Below are 22,955 nucleotides of genomic sequence, written 5' to 3'. Positions count from 1 at the left end.
CCGCAGCAAGGCGACGCAATAGATGACGACCCCGGATGTTCGCGAGCAGCTGGCGCAGGCGATGCGCGAGCGGCTGCTGATGCGTTTCCATCGGCGCTTCGAGGACGGCTGGGTGCGCGGCTATGTGGTCGGGATCGGGCCGGAGTTCCTGATGCTGTGCGAGGTCAGCGACCACCTGCGCTTCAACGGCTTCGGCTGCTACAGCCTGGCGCAGGTCAAGAACCTGCAGCCCGCGCCCTATCCCGAGTTCGTCGAGACCGCGCTGGACAAGCTGGGCGAGATCCAGCCCGAGACACCCGCCGTGGCCCTCAACAGCATCGACGACATCCTGACGACGGCCGGCAACCTGTTCCCCGTCATCACCGCCTATAGCGACGCCGAGGTCCATATCGGCGCGGTGGTCAGCCTGGACGGCGGGGTGGTCTGGATGCGCGACATCGGCCCCGACGCGGCCTGGGATCCGCAACCCTCGGCCCGGCGTCTGGACGACCTGACCCGCATCGACTTCGGCGGCGCCTACGAGACGGCCCTGGCCTTGGTCGGCGGGTCGCCGCCCATCCCGGTCGAGGCCCCCGTGCTGCGCCTGGTCTCCGACAATGGCTGAGGACCTTCGTATCCGCGCACGCCTGCGGGCGCTCTATCACGGCGCCTCGCCGACGGCGGTGGGGTTCCGCTATGCGATCATCCTGATCGACCTGGCGATCATCGCCTTCTTCATCGCCGCGCCGCTGATGCAGCATCACGGCCTGACCTTCTACCTGATCGACTATGGCGTGGCGGCGTTCTTGGGCGCGGATCTCGCCGCGCGAGCCATCGCCCACGGTGATTTCAAGTCGTGGCTGAAGAAGCCGATCGTCTGGCTGGACCTGTTCGTCCTGGCCACCCTGCTGTTCCCGGCCTGGCTGTTCAATTTCGGCTTCCTGCGGGTGCTGCGCCTGTGGACCCTGATCCACAGCGAGTTCTTCTGGCGCACGGTCGGCCGGCGCTATGACGACACCCGGGTCGAGGACATCACCCGGGCGGCCAGCTCGCTGCTGACCTTCATCTTCGTGGTGACGGGCTTCGTCTATACCAGCTTCGTGGGCCGCCACGACGGCATCGGCGGCTATGTCGATGCGCTGTATTTCACCGTCACCAGCCTGACGACCACGGGATACGGCGACGTCACCCTGCCGGGTGTGTGGGGCAAGCTCTTGTCGATGGCGGTGATGCTGGGCGGGGTGTCGCTGTTCATCGGCCTGATCCAGTCGATCCTGCGGCCGCACAAGGTGATCTATCAGTGCCACGACTGCGGCCTGCGCCGGCACGATCCGGACGCGGTCCACTGCAAGGCCTGTGGCGTCCTGCTGAACATTCCCGACGACGGGGTCTGATCGTTCCAGCCAAGCTCTGGCGCAGGGCGGATTTTCCGTTACCGTCCCCGGCTTCGCCGCCCCTATCGCGGCCGTAGCCGGATGCCTAGATGCGTAAGCTCCTTCTCGCCCTCCTCGCTTCCACGAGTCTGATGACCCTGACCCCCGCGATCGCCGCCGATACTCCGAAGCCGGCCGAAGCCCGCACGCCGCTGACCGAACTGGGCAAGGACGATCCCTACCAGTGGATGGAAGAGATCGAAGGCGCCCGCGCCCTCGACTGGGCCAAGGCCCAGAACGGCAAGACCCTGCCGGTGCTGCAGGGTGACGCGCGCTACGCCGCGCTTCACGACGCCGCCCTGACCATCGTCAACGCCAAGGACCGCATCCCCGGCGTGACCTTCCTGGACGACAATAACCTGCGCAACTACTGGCAGGACGCCGACCACGTGCGCGGCGTCTGGCGCCGCACGACCCTGGAGAGCTACCGCACCGCCCAGCCGGCGTGGGAGACCATCCTGGACATGGACGCCCTGGCAAAAGCAGAAGGCAAGAACTGGGTCTTCAAGGGCTCGGACTGCCTGGCGCCCGAGGCGCGCTACTGCCTGCTGTCGCTGTCGAACGGCGGCAAGGACGCCGTGGTCGTGCGCGAGTACGACGCCGAGACCAAGAGCTTTGTCGCCGGCGGCTTCGAACTGCCCGAAGGCAAGCACCGCTTCGAGTGGGTCGACAAGGACACCCTGATCGTCGCCACCGACTGGACACCGGGCGAGGTGACGACCTCGGGCTATCCCTACGTGGTCAAGCTGGTCAAACGCGGCCAACCCCTGTCGGCGGCCAAGGAAATCTATCGCGGCGCCAAGGACGACGGCGGCTACGGCGTCAGCCCGTTCGTGCTGCGCGACCATGACGGCGTGGTGCAGGCGGTGCTGGTGCTGCGCCCGCTCGACACCTTCAACGCCGAGACCCATCTGGTCGTCGGCGACAAGACGGTGAAGCTGCCCTTCCCGCTGAAGTCGTCGATCCAGGCCCTGGTCCAGGGCCAGCTGGTGTTCAGCGTCGAGCAGGACTGGGCCGCCAAGGGGCTGAAGACTGGCGACCTGGCCGCCTTCGACCTGACCGCCCTGAAGGCCGATCCGGAAAAGGCCAAGGCGACCCTGATCCTGCGGCCGACCGCTCGCGAAGCGGTGCAGGGCGTCAACGCCACCCGCGACCGGCTGGTCGTGGCCGTGACCGAGAACGTCAAGGGCGCGGCCTATGCCTATGAAGTCAAGAACGGCGCCTGGACCCGCAAGAAGCTCGATTTGCCGGCCAACGCGACCGTCACCCTGGGCTCGGCCTCGGACAAGGACGACCGCTTCTTCGTCAGCGTGACCGGCTACCTGACCCCGACCACCTACTGGCTGGCCGACGCGGCCACCGGCAAGCTGGACCAGGTCAAGGCCGCCCCGGCCAAGTTCGACGCCTCGACCCACGTGGTCGAGCAGTTCGAGGCGACCTCGTCGGACGGGGTGAAGATCCCCTACTTCGTCGTGCGCCCCAAGGGCGTGAAATACGACGGCTCGAACCCCACCCTGCTCTACGCCTATGGCGGCTTCCAGGTGTCGATGACGCCCAGCTATTCGGGCGTGATGGGCAAGCTGTGGCTGGAGCGCGGCGGCACGTATGTCGTGGCCAATATCCGCGGCGGCGGCGAGTTCGGCCCGTCCTGGCACGAGGCGGCGCTGAAGGAAAACCGCCAGAAGGCCTATGACGACTTCTTCGCCGTCTCGCAGGACCTGATCACCCGCAAGATCACCTCGCCGCGCCGACTGGGCATCATGGGCGGATCGAATGGCGGCCTCTTGATGGGCGTGGCCCTGACCCAGCGTCCGGAGCTCTACAACGCCATCGTCGTGCAGGTGCCGCTGTTCGACATGATCCGCTACAGCCAGATCGGGGCCGGCTCGTCTTGGATGGGCGAGTATGGCGACCCGCAGATCCCGTCCGAGCGGGCGGTGATCGCCAAGTACGACCCCTATTCGAACCTGAAGGCCGGGAAGAAGTATCCCGAGGTGTTCATCGAAACCTCGACCAAGGACGACCGCGTCCACCCCGCCCACGCCCGCAAGGCGGCGGCGCGGCTGGAAGAGCTTGGTTACCCGGTGCTGTATTACGAGAACACCGACGGCGGTCACGCGGCCAGCGCCAACCTGGCCGAAACCGCCCGCCGCCAGGCGCTGGAGTTCATCTACCTGACCCGCAAGCTGATGGACTGACCTTAGAACCTGTCATCCCGGCCAAGCGCGAAGCGCGCTGAGCCGGGACCGCCGGAAACGCCGAGCTTTCCGAGGTCCCGGGTCTGCGCTGCGCTTCGCCCGGGATGACAGGTTTGGTTTTTCAGAGAACACCGTCTCGTCAACCCTAAGGAAAGTTATCGGCGTCAGGATGCGCCGCGAAACCTCCCGTCGGGACGCCGTTCCTTGTCCATCGAAGTCGTCAAAGCCCTGGATCTGACGCCCGCCGACGTCGCGCGGTGGGAAGCGCTGCAGCGTGGCCAGACGCGCCTGGACTCGCCGTTCCTGTCGCCGCGCTGGACCCAGACGGTGGCCACGGCCCAGGCCGACAAGGGCGCCGACGTGAAGGTGGCGATCTTCCGCGACGCGGGCGGAGAGGCCGAGGCCTTCATGCCCGCCCGCATCCGCCACGGCGTGGCCATGCCGGTGGGCTCGCCGATGTGCGACTACCAGGCGCTGATCTCGGCCCCCGGCGTGGCGGTCAATCCGCGCGACATGCTGATCGCCTTAGGGGTCTCGCGCATCGACTTCTGCCACATGATGGCCGACGACGAGACCTTGGCTCGCCACGGCCGCGGCCGCGCCGACAGCTGGATCGTCGAGATCCCCGACGGCTACGAAGCCTACGCCGCCGAGCGCAAGGCCTCGGGCTCGGGCGTGCTCAAGGACATCGATAAGAAGCGCCGCAAGGCCGAGCGCGAGGTCGGCCCCTGCCGCTTCACGGCCATGTCGACCGACCGCGCCGACTTCGACCAGCTGATCGAATGGAAGCGCGGCCAGCTCTTGGCCACCGGCCAGACCGATCTCTTCAAGACGCCGTGGGTCAATAGCCTGGTCGAGGCGGTGTTCGAAAACCGCGCGCCGGGCTTTGGCGGCGGGCTCTACACCCTGCACCTGGGCGACAAGCTGGCCGCCGTGCATCTGCACCTGCGCGGCGAGCATACGATCCACGGCTGGCTGATCGCCCACAATGCCGAGTTCGAGCGTTATTCGCCGGGCATGATGCTGTTCCAGGACATCCTGAAGAGCATGGACGGCTCGCCCTATACGCGGCTGGACTTCGGCACCGGCGACTACCGCTTCAAGCGCGAGCTTTCCAACGCCCGCCAGACCGTGGTGTTCGGCTTCCTGGGCTCGCCCTCGGTCCCGACCCTGGTGCGCCACGCCGTCTATGGCGTCCGCAGCCTGGCCGAGTCCCTGCCGCTGGGCCGCATTTCGGAAATCCCCGGCAAGGCCATGCGGCGGATAGATCTGCTGCGGGGATTGCACTAGGCGGCGGTTTCCCGCCTATCCTTTATTTACTCGTCATTCCCGCCCTTGTGGCGGGAACCCCTCTATCCACCGCAGGTGCAGGAGGGGCGGATCGCCAGCGATCCGCTTGCATCTCACGTGTCAGCTGAACCAGGGTTTCCCGCCACAAGGGCGGGAATGACGGAAGTGGGTGGGTGTCGAGGCCAACCCATCCACCCTCAATGCACCACGTTGATCCGCATGGCGCGCGGATCGACCGTTCCGGCGGCCCAGGCTCTCGTCCAGCCGTATTGCAGCTCGCCTTCCCGGAATGCGAAGCGGTCCAGGTGCTTGGCGACCACGTCTTCCAGGCGGGCCAGGCCCTCCAGGTCGGCGGCTTCGACGGTGATGTCCAGGCCGTCCGGATGGGCCGTCATTCGGCAGGTTCCGGCCGGCAGCGGGAAGAAGACCGAGGTCTCGTCGTAACGGACCTCGAACTTGTGGCTCCAGTGCTTGGCCAGCTGGGTCATGTAGCGCGTCGCCTTTTCGGTGGCGACGCGGGCGTGGCTTTCCATGAGCCCTTCTCCCTTTAGATGGCTTCGATGGCCTGGGCGGCGTCGTCCAGGACCTTGGCGACCGCGGCGATCTGCTCAGGCGTCAGCTGGCCGTGCAGTTTCAGGCGCAGGGCCGTCTTGACGTTCTCGCGGGCCCGCAGGATCTGCGGCGAGAAGGCGGCGCTGGCCTGGGCGGCCTCGGCCATGCGCTCGAACAGCGAGCGAACCGGGGCGTCGTTGCTGGCCAGGAAGGCCTCGCCCTCGGCGGTGATCGTGTAGAGCTTCTTGCCGCCGCCGGCGTCGCTGGCGGTGACGTAGCCCAGCTCTTCCAGCAGGGTCAGGGTCGGATAGACCACGCCGGGGCTGGGGCTGTAGGCGCCGCCGGCCGCCGTTTCGATGGCCTTGATCAGTTCGTAGCCGTGGCTGGGCTTCTCGGCGATCAGCTTCAGGACCACGAAACGCAGGTCGCCGTGATCGAAGAACCGGCCCATGCGGCCGCCTCGCCCACGCGGACCGCCGCGGTGGTCGCCATGGAAACCGAACGGATGCCGGCCGTGATGCTCGTCGCCGTGGCCCCAGCGGCCACGATGATGGTGATGGTGTCGTCCAAACATGTGTGTTTTAGATCCTATTCCGTTATATCGAAATGATAGATATATCGGATTGATCGATGGTCAAGAGCTATTTTCGATATATCTGAATGTGTCGTTTCGATGCTGACACGTTTCGACGTGGCTAGCGTGCAAGACAAAAGCGCCTTAAGGCCGCCACCCCCTTGGGTTGGGTAGCCCGGAAGCGCGACTTCCGTGCAACACGACAGAAGCGTGACTGGAAATAGTCGGTTTCAATCTTGATACGGAAGGCGGCGTGAATACATGCCGCGTACGAGAAGCAGGAGCAGCAGGTTGCGCGAACAAGACCAAAGCCCGCGTTTGACGACTCAGGGTCGGCGTTTCATCGCCGCCGGGGCGATCGCGGCCGCCGGTCTGCTGGTGCTCGCGCCAGCTGCCCACGCGCAAGATCAGGTCCCGGCCGTGGCTGCTCCGGCCGCGAGTGGCGACACCACCACCGCCTCTGCCGTCCACGATCCGATCGAAGGCTTCAACCGCGGCTCGTTCAAGGTCGGCATGGGCCTGGACAAGGCCATCTTCGCGCCGATCGCCCACGGCTACATGGCTGTCACGCCCAAGGTCGTGCGCACCGGCGTCAGCAACGCGGTCTATAACCTCGGCGAGCCCAACACGGTCATCAATCACGTGCTGCAGGGCAAGCCCAAGCGCGCCATGCGGTCGACCACCCGCTTCATCGTCAACTCGACGGTCGGCGTGCTGGGCCTGTTCGACGTGGCCGCCAAGATGCACTTGCCGCCGCGCGGCGCCGACTTCGGCCAGACCTTCGGCGTCTGGGGCGCGGGTCCCGGCGCTTATCTGTACGTGCCCGGCATGGGTCCGCTGAACGTCCGCGACGGCATCGGCCGGACGCTGGACATCGTCACCGACCCGGTCTCGCTGTATGTCGGCGGCTTCAGCACCGACTTCGGCAAGGCCCGCACCGGCGTCACCATCGTCGACCTGCGCGCCGCCACCGATCCGGCCTTCCGCGCGCTGGACGACGCGGCCGACCCGTACGTCACCACCCGTTCGGCCTACACGCAGTATCGTGAGGCCTTTGTCCGCGAGGCCACCGGCCAGGCCGAGGACCTCCCCGATTTCGACGCGCCGCCTCCCTCCCCGGCCCAATCCGCCGGTTCGGTGGCGCCTAAACAATGACCCTTCCCGGTAGTCACATGAAAAACACTCATCCCACCCGGCGCGGCGCCAACGCCGCGCTTTTGGCTTTCTTCGGGGCCGCAAGCTTCGCCGCGGCCAGCCCTGCCCTGGCCCAGAACGCCCGCGACCCGGGCGCCGAAGCCTTCGTCCAGACCAAGGCCCAGCGCGTCATCACCGTGCTGGCCAACAAGGGCATGAGCGACGCGCAGAAGAAGCAGGTCTTCCACCAGGCGGTGGACGAGCTGGCCGACGTGCCGCGCATCACCAACTTCGTGCTGGGCAAGTACGCCCGCACCATCTCGCCGGACCAGCGCGCCCGCTTCACGCCGGTGTTCCGCACCTACGCCGAGAACGTCTACCAGTCGCGCATCGACGACTATCGCGGCGAGCAGCTGAAGGTGACCGGCTCGGTCGTCCGCAAGCCGGGCGACGTGATCGTCAACACCACGATCTCGGGCGGCCAGCTCAGCTCGCCGCTGCCGGTCTCGTGGCGCGTGCTGGGCGGCGGCCAGAACTGGAAGGTCGTCGACGTCCAGTTCAAGGGCATCTGGCTGGCCATCACCCAGCAGCAGGACTTCGTGTCGACCATCGACAATGCCGGCGGCAACATCGATGTTCTGATCAATCAACTCCAGAAGAGCGGCTCAGGCTCTTCCGGCGGCAAGCGCTAAAGCGCGGCCGGGGCAGACGTAAGGGGATTTGGCATTGCGCGAACAATGGGCCGAGACGGCCATGGGCGTCGTCGTCCTCGCCCTGGCGGCGGGGTTCCTGACCTATTCGCTGAGCGTGGGCGGCGTCCACATGAAGCGCGGCGACTACGAGATCAGCGCCAAGTTCGGTGAGGCCGGCTCGCTGGCCCCCGGCGCGGCGGTGGCCGTGGCCGGCGTCAAGGTCGGCACGGTCTCGGAGATCACGCTAGAGCCGAAGACCTATCTGGCCGTCGCCAAGCTCTCGATCGACCCGACCGTCAAGCTGCCGGCCGACTCGACCGCCAAGATCACCAGCGATGGGATCCTGGGCGGCGCGCACATCTCGATCGCCCCGGGCGCCTCGCTGGAGGACCTCAAGCCGGGCGGCCAGATCGAGAACACGCAAGGCGCGGTCGACCTGTTCGGCCTGATCGGCTCGGTGATCCGTCCGCAAGGCGGCGGCGACGCGGCGGCTCCTGCTGCCTCTTCGGCCCCCGCCCCGGCCACGCAACCGGCCGAGAGCTACTAGCATGACCGCGGCCGAGGCGGCCCGGCAGGTCGCCAGACACCCGATCCAGTCCCTGGGCCGCTCGACCCTGTCGGCCGTCCGCATGGTCGGCGGCGTGGGCGTCTTCGCCGTGCGCGGGACCATCGCCGCCCTGACGCCGCCCTGGTTCGTCAGCCAGCTGCTGCGCCAGTTCGTGGCCATCGGCTTCTTCTCGCTGCCGGTGGTGGGCCTGACCGCCATCTTCACCGGCTCGGCCCTGGCCCTGAACATCTACACCGGCGGCGGGCGCTTCAACGCCGAGCAGGTGATGCCGCAGATCGTGGCCCTGGGCATTACGCGCGAGCTGGGCCCCGTGCTGGCCGCCCTGATGCTGGCCGGCCGCGTGTCCGCCGCCATCGCCGCCGAGATCGGGGCCATGCGCGCGACCGAGCAGATCGACGCCATGCGCACCCTGTCGACCGATCCCTTCCGCTACCTGGTCGGCCCGCGCCTGCTGGCTGGCGTGCTGATGCTGCCCCTGCTGACCGCCGTGGCCGACACCATCGGCGTCGCGGGCGGCTGGCTGGTCGCCACCCGCGTGCTGGACTTCAGCTCGGCCGTCTATATCCGCAACACCGTCGACTTCCTGCAGGGCTGGGACATCCTGTCGGGCCTGATCAAGGCGGCCGTGTTCGGCTTCATCGTGGCGCTGATGGGCTGCTATCACGGCTACAACGCCAAGGGCGGGGCGCGCGGCGTTGGCCGGGCGACGACCCACGCGGTGGTCTCCTCGGCGATCCTGATCTTCGCCTCCGACTACCTCCTGACCACCTTCTTCACCCACGCCGCCAAATGACCGAAGCGACTCCGAAACTCGCCTGGAAGGGCGTGACCAAGCGCTTCGAGGACCGCACGGTCCTGGACGCCCTCGACCTGTCGGTCGCGCCCGGCAAGTCGCTGGTGATCATCGGCGGCTCGGGCCAGGGCAAGTCGGTGACCATCAAGACTGCCATGGGCCTGATGCGTCCCGACGCCGGCAGCATCACGCTGGACGGCGAGTGCATCGTCGGCCTGTCGGAAGGCAAGCGCCGCAAGATGTTCTCGCGGATCGGCGTGCTGTTCCAGGGCGCGGCCCTGTTCGACAGCCTGACCATCTGGGAAAACGTCGCCTTCCGCCTGATCAATGCCGACGGCGTGCCGCGCAAGGAAGCCAAGGAGCGCGCCATCGAGGCCCTGGAGCAGGTGCGCCTGGCCCCGGCCGTCGCCGACCGTTTCCCGTCGGAGCTGTCGGGCGGCATGCAGAAGCGCGCCGGCCTGGCCCGCGCCGTGGTGGCCCAGCCCGAGATCCTGTTCTTCGACGAGCCGACCACGGGCCTGGACCCCATCACGGCCGCGGCGATCAACGAGCTGATCTCCAACCAGGTGCGCCGTCTGGGCTCGACCGCGGTGTCGATCACCCACGACCTGGCCTCGGCCCAGACGATCGGCGACGAGATCGCCATGCTGCACAACGGCAAGATCATCTGGCGCGGCCCGGCCGCCGAGCTGAACACCACCGACAACCCCTATGTCCGCCAGTTCGTCGAAGGTCGCGCCGAAGGGCCGATCTCGCATGCGGTCTAGGGCGGCCGGCGCTCTTTTCCTCACAGCGAGCCTGCTTTTCGGAGCGGGCGCTCAGGCGCAATCGTTCGTGCGCGGCGACTGCCAGGGCCACCTGGCCCCGGCCCCGCCGCGCTACGACACGGCCAACCACGCGCTCTGGTACAAGCGGTTCTGGACCGGCGGCTGCGATCCGCAGATCCCGCGCTGCATCCCCGGCCAGCCCAACTGGAACAACATGGTCACCACGCTGCTGAACCGCAGCCCAGCGGCCCAGCGCCCGGCGGTGCTGGCCAAGGCCTGCCGCGTGGGCGAGCTGATCGGGGTGGAGTGGTCGCGCAGCAAGACCATCCGCAAGATCGACCTGGGTGACCTGCGCGCCTTCAACCGCGAACTGGAAAGCTCCAGCGACACGCTGCAGGGCCTGGACCGCCTGGAGGCCTCAGCCCGCGCCAAGCTGGCGGGACGCTAGGCGACATGCGCAATCGGTAGCCCACGCTCAACTTCTAGGTGATATCGCTCGACGTGTTGAGAAACTCCGCGAGCAGGCAATGGACAGCGAAGACAGGGCCCGGAAGATCGCTTGGCGAGGCCGCTGGACGCTGGGCCTTGCCGCCGCAGCAGCGCCGAGCATCGCCCATGCCGACATGGTTTGGCCCGCGCTGTTTCTGGAGCCGCGCCTGCTCAGCGTGCCCGTCGTGGTGCTTGGCCTGCTGATCGAAAGCGCGATGCTTCGTTTTGGCTTCGGCTTGAGTTGGCGTCGTAGCGCTTTGCTGGCGATCGTTGTCAACGCCGTATCCGCCGCCTTGGGATTCTTCGTCATCCCCCTCGCGGGCATCGCCTGGGAGTTCTTCCCCGGCCAAGTTCTGTACGCCATTTTTGACCTGGGAACGTTCAATCCGTTCACTTGGACGGCCAATTTCCTGCTCGCCGTCGCCATCACCACCGGGATCGAGGCCGCTTGTCTGCGCATAGGGTTCAAACTGCCCTGGAGCCGAATGCGATGGGGCCTCTGGTTGGGCGCCAATGCCGTGACGGTGGCGCTGGCGTTCCTCAGCTTCGCCATCGAGCCGGCCAACGACCAACAGCTCTACTATCCTTGGCTGATCGGCTAAGCCGCCACTTGCAGCGTCTCCGCCAGTAGCCGCCCCTCCACGCCACGGCTGGAGCCCGCGCGCCAGGCCACGACGATCTCGCGGCTGGGATGCTCGGTGGCCAGGGGCCGGATGGTGAGGGCGGTCTTTTCGGTCAGGCCCGCCTGGACGGCCATGGCCGGCAGGAACGATACGCCCAGGCCCGATCCGATCATCTGCACCAGGGTCGGCAGCGAGGTGGCCGCGAAGCTCTCCTCGTCGCCCAGGCCCTTCGGAGGCTCGAGCCCACAAGCCGCCAGAGCGTGATCCCGCAGGCAGTGGCCGTCTTCCAGCAGGATCAAATCATCGGCCCGCAGGCTGTCGGGATCGACCCGCGCCTGGGCCGCCATCGGGTGGTTGGCGGGCGCGGCGGCCAGCAGTTCGTCATCCTCGACATGGGCCCAGTCCAGGCCGCTCATGTCATAGGGCAGGGCGATCAGGGCCGCGTCCAGGGCCCCGGTCTTCAGGGCCGCGATCAGCCGCTGGGTCAGGTCCTCGCGCAGGAAGAGCTTCAGCTTGGGAAAGCGGTCACGCAGCACGGGCAGGGCGCGGGGCAAGAGGTAGGGGGCCACGGTGGGGATCACGCCCAGCCGGAAACGCCCCGCCAGCGGTTGGCCGGCGCCGCGCGCGGCCTGAACCAGGTCTTCGGTCCGGGCCAGAATGTCCTCGGCCCGGCGAACCGCTTCCTGGCCGGCGGCGGTCAGGATCACGCCCGAGCGGGCCCGGTCGACGACCGGCGCGCCCAGGATCTTCTCCAGCTCCTGGATCCCGGCCGACAGGGTGGGCTGGGTGACATAGGCGCTCTCGGCGGCGCGACTGAACGAGCCGTGCTCGGACAGGAGCTTCAGATATTGCAGCTGGCGAAGGGTCGGGAGAAGCATGGCCGGCAATATAGGTCGCTTCTATCGAACTTCCAAAAACTATCGATTGGATAAGTTCGAGGCCCACGCGTATCCCTATTTCACGGTGATGTTCCGGCGTGTCTCCCCCCACCGACGCCGAAACATTCCGCCCGATCCCGGTTCGCGCCGCCCCCTCCCCAGCCCAGCTGGCGCGGACCGGGACTAACCCTCCCCACGATGCTAAAGCCTCAAGTCCCATTCGGACGGAGCGTCTTCCCATGTCGATCGAGGCCCTGCGCGCCATTCTGCCCGCCTACGCCCACGCCATGGCCCGCAACCTCGAGGTCCTGGCCGAAGAGACCGTCCTGGACGAAACCGCCAAGTGGAGCTGCTTCGTCGCCAGCGCCCTCGCGGTCGGCGAGCCAAGGACCCTGAAAGCCGTCAACGACGCCGCGCACGAGGCAGGCCTGACGCCGGAAGCCTTCGAGGACGCCAAGACAGCGGCGGCGACCATGGCGATGACCAATGTCTATTTCCGCGCCGTCCATCTGATAACCGCGCGGGAGTACGAACACCTGCCGTCGCGCCTGCGTTTCAGCCGCGACCACTCGACGGCCTACGAGCTGTGCTGCATGGCGGTGTCGGCGATCAACGGCTGCGGCGCCTGCCTCGACAGCCACGAAGCGGAGCTGCGGCGAAGGGGCGTGGAGCCCGTCCAGATCCAGGCCGCCTTACGAATCGGCGCCGTGGTGAACGCCGTCGCTCGGGTCCTGGCGACCGAACCTGTGGATCATCCCCCATTTTCGGGCGTTTTAACCTAGTCCGCGACGCCCGGTCGCGGTGTGCGCCCCTCGACATTCATCTTGTCCGTAAACTAAGTTGTTAACCTCTGGGTAAGAGATTCGCGGCTTCCGCAAGAGCGTCGTTCAGGACGCGGCGGGCTCGCACGGGGCGAAGGTGGGCTAGATGAGACTGCTGTCGAAGAATTCGCGCGAGAACAAGAACGGCAAGCCGACCGTCCTGGGCGATGACGTCCAGAACGAAACCGTTCAGCACCAGATCGAGTCCACCCAGGCCATCGGCCAACGCTACGAGACCATCCACGGCGGCCTCGACAGCATCGGCCGCGTGATGGAGCACCTGAAGGCCATCGAGCCGCTGATCGCCGAGATCCGCGGCCCCGTCGGCCAGGAGTTCGAAGCACGCCGCGCCGAGCACGCCGAGCTGATCGCCTTGCGCGCCAACTATGACCAGGCCCAGCGCCAGGTCGCCCACATCCAGGCCGAGGAGCGCGAAGTCAGCGCCCGCCTGGCCGCCGCCGAAACCGCTCTTGGCGAATCCGACGCCCGCCGCCAGACTCAGGACGCGGCGCTGGAAGACAACGCCCTCGAGATCGACCGCCTGCGCAACGCCCTGCTGCAGTCGGACCTGAAGGTCTCCAGCCTTGACGCCTCCTTGCGCGACGCCACCGCCCGCATCGAGCACCTGGTGCAGGACGTCGAAGGCCTGCGCACCCAGGCCCAGGACATCGATACCCGTCGCGGCGACGCCGAGGCGGCTCTCGCCCGCGCAAACCAGGACAACGCCCTGCTGGGCGAAGAAGCCGCGACCCTGAAGAAGCGCGTCGACCAGGCCGGCCTGGACGTGGCCCGCCTGTCGCGCATCGAGACCGACCTCGAGGCCCAGGTCGCCGCCGAGCGCGCCCGCGTCCAGGCGATCGAGAACGCCCTGCACGCCACCCAGACCGACAGCGGCCGCGTCATCCGTGGCCTGGAAAGCCAGGTCGAAGCCTCGCGCGCCGAGATCTCGGCCCTGCAGACCCGCCTGGAGACCGCCACCGGCCGCGCCGACAAGCTGGAAGAGATGAACGGCCAGATCTCGGCCCGTCTGGCTGAATCCTCGGCCCACCAGAAGGCCGTCGAGCGCCGCGCTGGCGACCTCAATGTCGCCCTGGAGCGCGCCCTGGACCGCATCCGTACGCTGGAAGAAGAGTCGGACGGCCTGCGTCAGCGCCACGCCGGCGTCGACACCGCCCGCGCCACCGCCATCGAGCGCGCCGACCAGCTGGCCAAGGGCGCCGTCGCCCAGGACAAGGCCCTCAAGCGCGCCGAGGAACGCTCGCAGCAACTGCGCCAGCGCCTGGACGCCATGCAGGAAGCCCAGGACCAGCTGCGTCGCGAGCACGAGGAGAAGATCTCCGACCTGCAAGCCACGATCGAACGCCTCACCTCGGAAGCCGCCCTGGCCGAAGGCGCCCTGGAAGCGGCCCGCCGCGACCGCTCGCGCCTGCAGATGGCCCTGCTGGGGGCTTCGGACGAAGGCGTCGCCGAGAGCGCGTAAAGTTTTCAGATCCGTTTTCCCGGCGAAAGCCGGGACCCAGATGCAAGAGCGCCCGCGTTCCGGACAGGATCGCGGGCGTTTTTGCGTTCGCCTCACAGCTCTACGATCTGGGCCCCGGCCTTCGCCGGGGAAACGGGGGAGGAGTTACCTCGCGACCTCCGCCGCCCGCTTCAGCCCCTGGACCTGCTGCCCCAGCACCCCATCCACCGGCCCGGCGATCTTGTCGATGCCGCCCCGGAAGTAACCCCCGACGTCATAGGTGACGGTCACCGTCGTCCGCCCGTCCTTCTCGGCCAGCAGGACGGTCAGGGCCCCCGTGGCGCCGGAACTCTGCATCGGACCCAGGGCGCCGGACAAAACGAGCTTCTGGCCGGGCGCGGCATAGACCGTGGTCGCGTGCAGCACCGAGCCGCCATTGGGCAGACGTTCGCAGAAGCAGCCGCCCGAGGCCGCGCCCAGCGACAGGTTGGCGGCCGAGCCCGACCAGGTGTGGTCCGAGGCCCACCATTTCGACGGCGTCACCAGGATGGCCCAGACCGCGCTGGCTGGAGCGGCGACCACGACCTCGTGCTTGACCTGAAAGCCGGTGGGACCGGCGTCGGTCACCTCGGCCCGCGCCGCGCCGGCGGCGGCCAGCAACGCCAGGGCGGCGATCATCTTGGTCTTCATGGCGTTCCTCCCGAACCTTCGCCGCGAGGGTGAGGGCAGGGAAGCCTAGGCGTCAACTTGACCCTGTCTTGGGGGCCTATTCGACCGGCGAACTGACCGTCGCGCCGCCGGCCTTCAGCCGGTCCAGCACGCCGTTGGCCGGCAGCAGGAAACCCAGATCCACCACCGCCACGGTGACGCCGGGACGCTTCAGCGCCTCGGTCATGGCGTCGGTGGTCTGGGCGACGCCCTTGTCCAGCAGAGCCGCGCCGCCGGGGGCGCGCAGCAGGCAGCGCTGGGCGGCGCTCTCTCTGTAGCGCGCGCGGACCGAGCCCAGCTCGCCTTCGGCCCAGTCGCGGCCGATGGTGGTCGAGTGAGCGCCGTCATAGGCGATCTCGTCCAGGGCCACTTTCAGGCAATAGAGCTGATCTTCCGGCGAGAGCTTGGAGGCGATCGTCGTCACCGCGCTCATCCGGTACTGGCCGACGGCCTTGACCTTGAGCTTGCGGGCCTTGGCCATGCGCTCGATCGTGCTGATCGGTTTGGCTTCCGACAGGCCCGCCGCCTGGCGGAAATCCGACAGCAGCAGGAAACCCGCCACGGCCGGCTTCCAGTTCTTGTAGTCGCCGGCGCCTTTGCGAGCCTGGTTGCGGGACTCGATGAAACGCGCCTTCAGGTCGGGCGGCAGCTGGTCCTCGAGGTTCTTGCCCATCGGCTGGCGCAGGCCGCCGCCGAACTTGAGGATGAAGCCGGCGATCTGGGTCACGCCCACCGAGGCCTGGGGCGGCACTAAAACGAGGTCGGATTTGTCCAGGGCCTTTTCCAGGCGCGGACTGGACCACTTCAGGGAATGGGGCAGGGGCTGGGCCGAGCCCAGCACGTAGAGCTTGGCGCCGTCCTTCTCGACCAGCCAGACGGCGGGGCCGGGCGGCTTGGCCATGATGGTCAGCTCGGCGACCACCGCGCTCTCGTCCTGGGCCGGGGCCGCGCCAAGGTCGACGGTCGGCGGGGGTGGGGTGGTTTGACCGGCAAGCAGCAGGGACAGAGCCAGAGCGGCGGACGCGACCATCAAAACTCCTTCAGCCCCCGTCCTGACTTAACCCTTCTCCCCTTGCGGGAGAAGGTGTCGCCGCGGGCGACGGATGAGGGGTCGCACCGGACGCGCCGAGAAACCCCTCACCCGACCCACTGCGTGGGCCACCCTCTCCCACAAGGGGAGAGGGCTAGCTCACTAAGCCCCCGGCGGAACCGGGAAGCCGCGCTTGCGCATCAGGGCGCCGATCTTGACGTCACGGCCGCGGAAGGCGCGGAACTGGTCGACCGGATCGACGGTGTTGCCCTTGGACATGATGTCGTCGTGCAAGCGCTTGGCGACGGCCTTGTCGTAGAAGCCGCCGGGGGCCTCGGCGAAGGCCTCGGCCGCGTCGGCGGTCAGGGTGTCGGACCACAGGTAGCTGTAGTAGCCGGCCGAATAGCCGTCGCCCGAGAACACGTGACCGAACTGCGGCGTGCGGTGCCGCATGACGATCTCCTTGGGCATGTTCAGCTTGGCCAGCTCCTCGCGCTCGAACTTGTCCGGATCGATGTCGACGTCGCCAGCTAGGTGCAGCTTCATGTCGATCAGGGCCGAGGCCAGGTACTCGGTCGTGCCGAAGCCTTCACCGAACTTGCCGGCCGCTTCGATCTTGTCGACCAGGGCCTGCGGGATCGGCTTGCCGGTCTGATAGTGCAGGGCGAACTGGTTCAGCACTTCCTTGGTCGGCAGCCAGTGCTCGTTCAGCTGGCTGGGGAACTCGACATAGTCGCGCGCCACGTTGGTGCCCGACACCGACGGATAGGTGGCGTTGGCGTTCAGGCCGTGGATGGCGTGGCCGAACTCGTGGAACAGGGTGGTGGCGTCGTCCCACGAGATCAGCAGGGGCTCGCCGGGCTTGCCCTTGATGAAGTTGGAGTTGTTCGAGACGATCGTGGTGATCTCGCCCTTGAACCGCTCTTGCGTGCGGTAGGCGTTCATCCACGCGCCCGAGCGCTTGCCAGGGCGGGCATAGGGGTCGAAGTACCACAGGCCGACGTGCTTGCCGGCGCGGGTCACCTCATAGACGGTGATGTCCTCGTGATAGACGGGGATGCCTTCCAGCTTCTTGAACTGGAAGCCGTACAGCTGGCCCGAGGCCCAGAACATGCCCTCGCGCAGCTTGTCCAGCTGCAGGTAGGGCTTCACCTCGTTCATATCGAGGTCGTACTTCGCCTTGCGAACCTTCTCGGCGTAGAAGCGGTAGTCCCAGGGCTCCAGCTTGAACCCGCCGCCCTCCTTGTCGATGATCGCCTGCATGTCGGCCACGTCGATGGCGACCTGGGCGATGGCCGGCTGCCAGACGGCTTCCATCAACGCCATGGCGTTTTCGGGCGTCTTGGCCATGGCGTTCTCGAGGCGCCAGTGGGCGTGGGTCTTGTAGCCCAGCAGCTTGGCGCGCTCGACGCGCAGCTTCAGGATCTTGCTGATGATCAGGTTGTTATCGGTCGCGCCGCCGTTATCGCCGCGGTTGACGAAGGCGCGCCAGACCTTCTCGCGCGCGCCGCGCACCGGGCTCTCGGTCAGGAACGGGTCGACGCTGGAGCGGGTGTTCACGACGATGAACTTGCCCGGCAGCTTGCGCGACTCCGCGTTCGAGGCGGCGGCGGCCTTCAGACCCTCGGGCAGGCCGACGAGATCAGCGTCGCTGAGCTCGATCCAGGTGTTCTCATCGGCCAGCAGGTTCTGGCTGAACTTGGTGTAGAGGCCGGCCAGCTCGGTGTTGATCGCGCCGACCCGGGCCTTGGCTTCAGGCGACAGCTTGGCGCCCGACCGCACGAAGTTGCGGTAATAGATCCAGAGGACGCGCTGCTGCTCGGGCGTCAGCTTGGCCTTGTCCGGCGAATTGTAGACGGCCTCGACGCGGGCGAAGAGGGCGGCGTTCTGGGTGATCTTGTCGCCATGGGCCGACAGGGCCGGGTCCATCACCTCTTCCACGGCCTGGAATTCCGGGGTGCTCATGTTGGAGCCCCAGATGCCGTAATAGGTCTGGATGTCGCCCAGCGTCCGGCCGGAGTCTTCCAAGGCCGCGATGGTGTTCTCGAAGGTCGGCGCGGCCTTGTTGGCGGTGATCGCGTCGATCTCGGCCAGGTTCTTGGCCATGGCCGCTTCCAGGGCCGGCTTGAAGTCAGCGACCTTGACCTTGTCGAAGGCCGGCACGCCGCCATAGGGGCCGGTCCACTTTTGCAGCAGGGGATTGGTGTTTTGGGCCAATGCGAAGCTCGGATTGAGGGCTGCGACCGCGCCGGTGGCGGCGGCCGAAGCTAGAAACGTACGACGTTGCACGGAGTGTCTCCGGTGAAGGTTTGGGCCGACCCTAGGACAAGGCTCCGATCACGTCACATGACAGGACCGTAACCTTTCGTGTGGCGTGGACGATGCCCGGTTGGCGGGCTACAGCTTTGCTCATGATCGGCGTCTTCGACTCCGGCGTGGGCGGCCTCTCGGTCCACCGCGCCCTCGTGCAGCGTCTGCCCCAGGCGGACTTCACCTATCTGGCCGACCAGGCCAATGCGCCCTATGGCGTGCGGACCGGCGAGGAGATCGTCGCGCTGACCAAGGCCGGCTGCGTGCGCCTGTTCGACCGCGGCGCCAGCCTGGTCGTCCTGGCCTGCAACACCGCCTCGGCCATCGCCCTGCGCCGCCTGCAGCAGACCTGGCTGCCCGGCTACCGGAAAGAGATCGGCCGGCCGGTCAACATCCTGGGCATCATCGTCCCGACCATCGAGAAGGCCACCGGCCTGCCGTGGGAGCACGAGGCCGAGCGGCGCGGCGACAAGGTCCAGGCGCTGGACATCCTGGGCGTCTTCGCCACCCAGGCCACGGTGCGCTCGCGCGTCTACGAGATCGAAATCGACAAGCGCAAACAGGATCTGGCGGTGTTTTCCGAGGCCTGCCCGGAACTGGTGCCGCTGATCGAGGGCGACGCCAGCGCCGTCGAGCTGGCCAAGGCCGTCGAGGGCCACGTCCAGGCCCTGAAGACCCGCATCGGCCGCTTCCCCGACCGCGTGGTGCTGGGCTGCACCCACTACGAGATCATCGCCGACATCTTCCGCGCCGCCCTGCCGGCCGGCACGCCGCTGATCCAGCAGCCCGAAGCCACCGCCGACGCGCTGGAGCTCTATCTGGAACGGCATCCGGAATATGTGACGGGGACGGGCGGCGGGCGCGTGTTCCTGACCACCGGGACGCCCGGACCGCAGAACGGCCTGGTGCAGGGGTTCTGGGGCGGTCCGGTGAGTTTCGAGGCGGCTTAACGTTCTCCGTTTCCCCGGCGAAAGCCGGGGCCCAGATCTCATGGCGTTGGGGATGACCGGAAGAGCGCTGAGCTCATAGAACCCGCCCCAGCGCTCTTCCAGCTGGGTCCCGGCTTTCGCCGGGAAGACGGGTTTTGGAATGATCCGCGACATTCTGAATCATTTCCTGACGAACGCCGTAAACGGCTCTTAACCCTCTTCGGGCACAACATCGCGGTTCGCCCTGTTTCGGCAGGGCCCGGGATACGAAGTTGAGTTCGGAGACTTTCATGGCGCGAGCCGCGCGGCGATCCACGACGGAGCTCCTGTGGGATGCGGTCCGTTACGGCTGGGTCCAGCCCTGGACCGCCCGGTTCCGGGGCGGGGTCGTCACCGTGATCGGGGCCGGCCTGCTGCTGGCCATCGCCACCTACAACGCCACCGATCCCAGCATCAACGCCGCCACCGGCGAGCCGGCCCGCAACGCGCTGGGCAGCGTCGGCGCGGTGATCTCCGACCTGCTCATGCAATCTCTGGGCCTGTCGGCCTGGGGGGTCGCATTGCTGATGCTGGTGTTCGGCGTCACCCGCGTGGCCCAGGCCGACCCGGACGCCGAGCGCAAGGACCTGCGCCAGCGCGCGGTCGTCGGCGCGCTGGGTCTTCTGGCGCTGTCGGCCACCCTGGCGGCCCCCCCGCCGCCGGCGATCTGGCAGCTGGAAAAGGGCCTGGGCGGTTTTTGGGGTGACGCGCTGCTGCACGGCGTGGCCGGCGTCCTGGGCTTTGCCCACATCCCCGGCGCGACCGTCATCGCCGCCATCCTGTTCGCCGTCGCCGCCATCGTCGCCCTGGGCTTCGCCATCGGCGTGCGCGAGGTCGATCCCGACGCCATCCACACCGCCGTCAGCAACGCCCTGCAGCCGCGCATGCGCGCCGAGCCGGAACCTGTCGCCACGCCGGCGCCGAAAGCCGCTCGCCCCAAGAAGGAAAAGGCCGAAGCCGCCCCCAAGCGCGAACGCCGCCTGCCGCCGATCGACGACGAGGACGAGGACGAGGACGACGGGATGATCGTCGCCGCGCCCGCCGCCGTCGCCTCTCCCGAACGCGCCTATACCCCGCCGCCGCCTCAGGACGACGAGGACGAGTTCGAGGACATGCTCGACGCCCGTCCGATGGCCATCGCCAAGCCGAAAGCCCCCGTCAAGGAAAGCGGCCGCGAGCAGCGCGAACAGCAGAAGACCTTCGACTTCGAAGAGAACGAGGGCTTCCAGCTGCCGGAACTGGCCATGCTGGCCAAGTCCAAGCCGCGCTCGTCGGAAGTCGACGCCGGCGCCCTGCGCCAGAACGCCCGCCTGCTGGAAAGCGTGCTGGCCGAGTTCGGCGTCAAGGGCCAGATCGACCAGATCCGCCCCGGCCCGGTGGTCACCATGTACGAGCTGGTGCCGGCTCCGGGCGTGAAGACCGCCCGCGTCGTGGCGTTGGCCGACGACATCGCCCGCTCGATGAGCGTGATCTCGTGCCGCGTCGCCGTGGCCCAGGGCCGCAACGCCATCGGCATCGAAATGCCAAACTCCAAGCGCGAGACGGTCTATCTGCGCGACCTGCTGTCCAGCGCCGATTACGAAAAGGCCAGCCAGATCCTGCCCATGGCGCTGGGCGAGACCATCGGCGGCGAGCCCTATATCGCCGACCTGGCCAAGATGCCCCACCTGCTGATCGCCGGTACGACCGGCTCGGGCAAGTCGGTCGGCGTCAACGCCATGATCCTGTCGATCCTGTACAAGCTGCCGCCCGAGAAGTGCCGCTTCATCATGGTCGATCCCAAGATGCTGGAACTGTCGGTCTATGACGGCATCCCGCACCTGCTGGCCCCCGTCGTGACCGATCCCAAGAAAGCCGTCGTGGCCCTGAAGTGGACCGTGCGCGAGATGGAGGACCGCTATCGCCGCATGTCCAAGATCGGCGTGCGCAACATCGGCGGCTACAACGAAAAGGCCAACGAGGCCGCGGCCAAGGGCGAGCACTTCGAGCGCACCGTGCAGACGGGCTTCGACGACGCCGGCCGGCCGATCTACGAGACCGAGCAGATCCGTCCCGAGCCGATGCCCTATCTGGTCGTCGTCATCGACGAGGTCGCCGACCTGATGATGGTGGCCGGCAAGGACATCGAAGGCGCCGTGCAGCGTCTGGCCCAGATGGCCCGCGCCGCCGGCATCCACCTGATCATGGCCACCCAGCGCCCGTCGGTCGACGTCATCACCGGCACCATCAAGGCCAACTTCCCGACCCGGATCAGCTTCCAGGTCACGTCGAAGATCGACGCCCGCACCATCCTGGGCGAGCAGGGCGCCGAGCAGCTGCTGGGCCAGGGCGACATGCTCTACATGGCCGGCGGCGGCCGCATCACCCGCCTGCACGGCCCGTTCGTCAGCGATGGCGAGGTCGAGGCCGTGGCCAAGTTCCTGCGCGACCAGGGCATTCCGCAATACCTGGAAGAAGTCACCGCCGGCGGCGACGAAGAGCAGGAAGAGGCGATCGAGGGCGCGTTCTCGGGCGAGGGCGGGGCCAACGACCTCTACGACCACGCCGTGGCCGTGGTCACCCGCGACCGCAAGGCCTCGACCAGCTACATCCAGCGCCGCCTGCAGATCGGCTACAACCGCGCCGCCTCCTTGATGGAGCGGATGGAGAAGGAAGGCGTCGTCGGCGCCGCCAACCACGCGGGCAAGCGCGAGATCCTGGCTCCGCCACCGCCGCCGCTCTAAAAACTGTCATCCCGGACAAGCGCGCCGCGCGCCGATCCGGGACCGCCGGAAGCGCTGAGCTTTCCGCGGTCCCGGCTCTCCGCTTCGCTGCGGCCGGGATGACAGGGTCTGGTGTAGGGGAAGGGCAACCTTCACCTTGAGCAGGCGTTCCTCACGTCCCAATCTAGAGCCCAACCTGAACGGCGCTTCATCGGGGCGCCGGAAAATGGCCTCGCGGCGGCCTTCGCGGCGGCCAAGGTTGGGCTTAAGGAGTCCGAATGACCAATCGCCGTTTCCTTCTCGCGGCCGGCCTGGCCGCCGCCATCGCTTCCCCCGCTTTCGCCCAGCAGGCCGCGCCCGCTCCGGCCAAGCTGAACGCCGAGCAGCAGGCGCTGCTGGACAAGGCCACCGCCTATATCCAGGGCCTGTCGTCGGCCAAGGGTCGCTTCGTGCAGACCGACGCGCGCGGGACCCAGACCACGGGCACGCTCTATCTGCAGCGTCCGGGCAAGGCGCGGTTCGCCTATGATCCGCCGGCCGGCCTGCTGGTGGTCAGCAACGGCAACAACGTCAACATCTTCGACAGCCGGCTGAAGACCTTCCAGAGCTATCCGCTCAGCAAGACGCCGCTGAATCTGCTGCTGGCGCGCGAAGTCCGCCTGGATCGCGGCGTGACCATCACCGACATTCGCCCGCTGGCCGACGGCTTCACGATCGTCGCGCAGGACGCCCGCCGTCAGGCCCTGGGCCGGATCTCGATCGACTTTTCCAATTCGCCGATAGGCCTGATGGGCTGGACGATCACCGACCTGAAGGGCGGCACGACCCGCGTGCGCCTCAGCGAGTTTTCCGAGACCTCGGGCCTGGATCCGGCGCTGTTCGTGCTGACGGATCCGCGCCGCAAGGTCGGGAAGCCCTAGAGCCTGTCCGTTGGTCGTGAATGTGACATTACCACAACAGGCAAGAATCAACCCGCTTCGGGGTTGA

The 22,955-nt window shown here is 67.5% G+C and carries 22 protein-coding genes and 2 pseudogenes; 18 read left to right on the top strand and 6 right to left on the bottom strand.

Annotation, left to right across the window (positions count from 1 at the left end; translation table 11 throughout):
* The first annotated feature begins 22 nt into the window (after window positions 1–22).
* The 5 genes and pseudogenes from J7528_RS16525 to J7528_RS16505 form a co-directional block, all read left to right on the top strand.
* On the top strand, window positions 23–604 hold the full coding sequence (locus J7528_RS16525; RefSeq protein ID WP_291876551.1) for a hypothetical protein: 582 nt from the start codon (window positions 23–25) through the stop codon (window positions 602–604).
* Window positions 597–1,373, top strand: coding sequence for a potassium channel family protein (locus J7528_RS16520; protein WP_291876548.1), 777 nt, complete (start codon window positions 597–599; stop codon window positions 1,371–1,373). The genes J7528_RS16525 and J7528_RS16520 overlap by 8 nt, the downstream gene beginning before the upstream one ends.
* Before the next feature lie 89 nt (window positions 1,374–1,462).
* On the top strand, window positions 1,463–3,610 hold the full coding sequence (locus J7528_RS16515; protein ID WP_291876544.1) for a prolyl oligopeptidase family protein: 2,148 nt from the start codon (window positions 1,463–1,465) through the stop codon (window positions 3,608–3,610).
* A gap of 204 nt (window positions 3,611–3,814) precedes the next feature.
* The gene (locus J7528_RS16510; RefSeq protein ID WP_291876541.1) at window positions 3,815–4,900 is read left to right on the top strand and encodes a GNAT family N-acetyltransferase; all 1,086 of its coding nucleotides are present in this window, start codon (window positions 3,815–3,817) and stop codon (window positions 4,898–4,900) included.
* Between the two features lie 24 nt (window positions 4,901–4,924).
* Window positions 4,925–5,059: pseudogene (locus J7528_RS16505) on the top strand (hypothetical protein); the annotation flags it as partial.
* A 38-nt stretch (window positions 5,060–5,097) separates the two neighbouring features.
* On the opposite strand, the gene J7528_RS16500 reads toward J7528_RS16505, so the two are convergent.
* Both J7528_RS16500 and J7528_RS16495 read right to left on the bottom strand, forming a co-directional pair.
* Window positions 5,098–5,433 carry a DUF2218 domain-containing protein gene (locus J7528_RS16500; protein ID WP_291876539.1) on the bottom strand — a complete coding sequence of 112 codons (336 nt, stop codon included), beginning with the start codon at window positions 5,431–5,433 and terminating at the stop codon, window positions 5,098–5,100.
* Between the two features lie 14 nt (window positions 5,434–5,447).
* Window positions 5,448–6,026 (bottom strand): PadR family transcriptional regulator, encoded by a 579-nt coding sequence (locus J7528_RS16495; RefSeq protein WP_291876536.1) that lies wholly within the window; start codon window positions 6,024–6,026, stop codon window positions 5,448–5,450.
* A 261-nt stretch (window positions 6,027–6,287) separates the two neighbouring features.
* On the opposite strand from J7528_RS16495, the gene J7528_RS16490 reads away from it, so the two are divergent.
* From J7528_RS16490 to J7528_RS16460, 7 genes are all read left to right on the top strand, one after another.
* The gene (locus J7528_RS16490; protein WP_291876534.1) at window positions 6,288–7,181 is read left to right on the top strand and encodes a VacJ family lipoprotein; all 894 of its coding nucleotides are present in this window, start codon (window positions 6,288–6,290) and stop codon (window positions 7,179–7,181) included.
* Window positions 7,178–7,852: an ABC transporter substrate-binding protein gene (locus J7528_RS16485; RefSeq protein ID WP_291876531.1), complete on the top strand. Its 675-nt coding sequence runs from the start codon at window positions 7,178–7,180 to the stop codon at window positions 7,850–7,852. Before J7528_RS16490 ends, J7528_RS16485 begins: the two co-directional genes overlap by 4 nt.
* A 28-nt stretch (window positions 7,853–7,880) precedes the next feature.
* Window positions 7,881–8,399, top strand: coding sequence for an outer membrane lipid asymmetry maintenance protein MlaD (mlaD, locus tag J7528_RS16480; protein WP_291876528.1), 519 nt, complete (start codon window positions 7,881–7,883; stop codon window positions 8,397–8,399).
* 1 nt (window position 8,400) lies between these two features.
* Window positions 8,401–9,213, top strand: coding sequence for an ABC transporter permease (locus J7528_RS16475; RefSeq protein WP_291876525.1), 813 nt, complete (start codon window positions 8,401–8,403; stop codon window positions 9,211–9,213).
* Window positions 9,210–9,980, top strand: a complete 771-nt coding sequence (locus J7528_RS16470) for an ABC transporter ATP-binding protein (protein WP_291876522.1) — start codon at window positions 9,210–9,212, stop codon at window positions 9,978–9,980. The genes J7528_RS16475 and J7528_RS16470 overlap by 4 nt, the downstream gene beginning before the upstream one ends.
* 67 nt (window positions 9,981–10,047) lie before the next feature.
* Window positions 10,048–10,428, top strand: coding sequence for a hypothetical protein (locus J7528_RS16465; RefSeq protein WP_291876519.1), 381 nt, complete (start codon window positions 10,048–10,050; stop codon window positions 10,426–10,428).
* Between the two features lie 79 nt (window positions 10,429–10,507).
* Entirely contained in the window at window positions 10,508–11,071 is a 564-nt protein-coding gene (locus J7528_RS16460; protein ID WP_291876516.1) for a hypothetical protein, read from the top strand.
* Here J7528_RS16460 and J7528_RS16455 read toward each other — a convergent pair.
* Entirely contained in the window at window positions 11,068–11,970 is a 903-nt protein-coding gene (locus J7528_RS16455; RefSeq protein ID WP_291876515.1) for a hydrogen peroxide-inducible genes activator, read from the bottom strand. The two genes, J7528_RS16460 and J7528_RS16455, sit on opposite strands and share 4 nt — an antisense overlap.
* 239 nt (window positions 11,971–12,209) lie before the next feature.
* Between J7528_RS16455 and J7528_RS16450 the strand changes: the two genes are divergently transcribed.
* Both J7528_RS16450 and creS read left to right on the top strand, forming a co-directional pair.
* Window positions 12,210–12,752, top strand: coding sequence for a carboxymuconolactone decarboxylase family protein (locus J7528_RS16450; protein WP_291876514.1), 543 nt, complete (start codon window positions 12,210–12,212; stop codon window positions 12,750–12,752).
* A gap of 145 nt (window positions 12,753–12,897) precedes the next feature.
* On the top strand, window positions 12,898–14,271 hold the full coding sequence (gene creS / locus J7528_RS16445; protein WP_291876513.1) for a crescentin: 1,374 nt from the start codon (window positions 12,898–12,900) through the stop codon (window positions 14,269–14,271).
* A 144-nt stretch (window positions 14,272–14,415) separates the two neighbouring features.
* Here the strand turns inward: creS and J7528_RS16440 are convergent, their stop codons facing one another.
* Both J7528_RS16440 and J7528_RS16435 read right to left on the bottom strand, forming a co-directional pair.
* Window positions 14,416–14,940: an SRPBCC family protein gene (locus J7528_RS16440; protein WP_291876512.1), complete on the bottom strand. Its 525-nt coding sequence runs from the start codon at window positions 14,938–14,940 to the stop codon at window positions 14,416–14,418.
* Window positions 14,941–15,016: 76 nt separating this feature from the next.
* Window positions 15,017–15,991, bottom strand: coding sequence for a TraB/GumN family protein (locus J7528_RS16435; protein ID WP_291876510.1), 975 nt, complete (start codon window positions 15,989–15,991; stop codon window positions 15,017–15,019).
* 39 nt (window positions 15,992–16,030) lie between these two features.
* On the opposite strand from J7528_RS16435, the pseudogene J7528_RS16430 reads away from it, so the two are divergent.
* Window positions 16,031–16,146 (top strand): annotated as a pseudogene (locus J7528_RS16430) (hypothetical protein).
* A 4-nt stretch (window positions 16,147–16,150) separates the two neighbouring features.
* Here the strand turns inward: J7528_RS16430 and J7528_RS16425 are convergent.
* Window positions 16,151–18,277 carry a M3 family metallopeptidase gene (locus J7528_RS16425; protein ID WP_291876508.1) on the bottom strand — a complete coding sequence of 709 codons (2,127 nt, stop codon included), beginning with the start codon at window positions 18,275–18,277 and terminating at the stop codon, window positions 16,151–16,153.
* 122 nt (window positions 18,278–18,399) lie between these two features.
* On the opposite strand from J7528_RS16425, the gene J7528_RS16420 reads away from it, so the two are divergent.
* From J7528_RS16420 to J7528_RS16410, 3 genes are all read left to right on the top strand, one after another.
* The gene (locus tag J7528_RS16420) at window positions 18,400–19,248 is read left to right on the top strand and encodes an aspartate/glutamate racemase family protein (protein ID WP_291876507.1); all 849 of its coding nucleotides are present in this window, start codon (window positions 18,400–18,402) and stop codon (window positions 19,246–19,248) included.
* 251 nt (window positions 19,249–19,499) lie between these two features.
* Window positions 19,500–21,989 (top strand): DNA translocase FtsK, encoded by a 2,490-nt coding sequence (locus J7528_RS16415; RefSeq protein WP_291876506.1) that lies wholly within the window; start codon window positions 19,500–19,502, stop codon window positions 21,987–21,989.
* A gap of 257 nt (window positions 21,990–22,246) precedes the next feature.
* On the top strand, window positions 22,247–22,888 hold the full coding sequence (locus tag J7528_RS16410) for an outer-membrane lipoprotein carrier protein LolA (protein WP_291876504.1): 642 nt from the start codon (window positions 22,247–22,249) through the stop codon (window positions 22,886–22,888).
* The last annotated feature ends 67 nt before the right edge of the window (window positions 22,889–22,955 follow it).

The sequence above is a fragment of the Caulobacter sp. genome (genome assembly GCF_017744445.1).
Lineage (GTDB): Bacteria > Pseudomonadota > Alphaproteobacteria > Caulobacterales > Caulobacteraceae > Caulobacter.
The sequence above is the reverse complement of the archived record's forward strand: the minus strand, read 5'-3'. Positions and strand labels throughout refer to the sequence as shown.

What these genes read in the sequence shown, in the direction of transcription:
- J7528_RS16525 (WP_291876551.1), top strand. Translation starts at nt 23, where the DNA reads ATGACGACCCCGGATGTTCGCGAGCAGCTGGCGCAGGCGATGCGCGAG.
- J7528_RS16520 (WP_291876548.1), top strand. Translation starts at nt 597, where the DNA reads ATGGCTGAGGACCTTCGTATCCGCGCACGCCTGCGGGCGCTCTATCAC.
- J7528_RS16515 (WP_291876544.1), top strand. Translation starts at nt 1,463, where the DNA reads ATGCGTAAGCTCCTTCTCGCCCTCCTCGCTTCCACGAGTCTGATGACC.
- J7528_RS16500 (WP_291876539.1), bottom strand. Translation starts at nt 5,433, where the DNA reads ATGGAAAGCCACGCCCGCGTCGCCACCGAAAAGGCGACGCGCTACATG.
- J7528_RS16495 (WP_291876536.1), bottom strand. Translation starts at nt 6,026, where the DNA reads ATGTTTGGACGACACCATCACCATCATCGTGGCCGCTGGGGCCACGGC.
- J7528_RS16490 (WP_291876534.1), top strand. Translation starts at nt 6,288, where the DNA reads ATGCCGCGTACGAGAAGCAGGAGCAGCAGGTTGCGCGAACAAGACCAA.
- J7528_RS16485 (WP_291876531.1), top strand. Translation starts at nt 7,178, where the DNA reads ATGACCCTTCCCGGTAGTCACATGAAAAACACTCATCCCACCCGGCGC.
- J7528_RS16475 (WP_291876525.1), top strand. Translation starts at nt 8,401, where the DNA reads ATGACCGCGGCCGAGGCGGCCCGGCAGGTCGCCAGACACCCGATCCAG.
- J7528_RS16470 (WP_291876522.1), top strand. Translation starts at nt 9,210, where the DNA reads ATGACCGAAGCGACTCCGAAACTCGCCTGGAAGGGCGTGACCAAGCGC.
- J7528_RS16460 (WP_291876516.1), top strand. Translation starts at nt 10,508, where the DNA reads ATGGACAGCGAAGACAGGGCCCGGAAGATCGCTTGGCGAGGCCGCTGG.
- J7528_RS16455 (WP_291876515.1), bottom strand. Translation starts at nt 11,970, where the DNA reads ATGCTTCTCCCGACCCTTCGCCAGCTGCAATATCTGAAGCTCCTGTCC.
- J7528_RS16450 (WP_291876514.1), top strand. Translation starts at nt 12,210, where the DNA reads ATGTCGATCGAGGCCCTGCGCGCCATTCTGCCCGCCTACGCCCACGCC.
- creS (WP_291876513.1), top strand. Translation starts at nt 12,898, where the DNA reads ATGAGACTGCTGTCGAAGAATTCGCGCGAGAACAAGAACGGCAAGCCG.
- J7528_RS16440 (WP_291876512.1), bottom strand. Translation starts at nt 14,940, where the DNA reads ATGAAGACCAAGATGATCGCCGCCCTGGCGTTGCTGGCCGCCGCCGGC.
- J7528_RS16420 (WP_291876507.1), top strand. Translation starts at nt 18,400, where the DNA reads ATGATCGGCGTCTTCGACTCCGGCGTGGGCGGCCTCTCGGTCCACCGC.
- J7528_RS16410 (WP_291876504.1), top strand. Translation starts at nt 22,247, where the DNA reads ATGACCAATCGCCGTTTCCTTCTCGCGGCCGGCCTGGCCGCCGCCATC.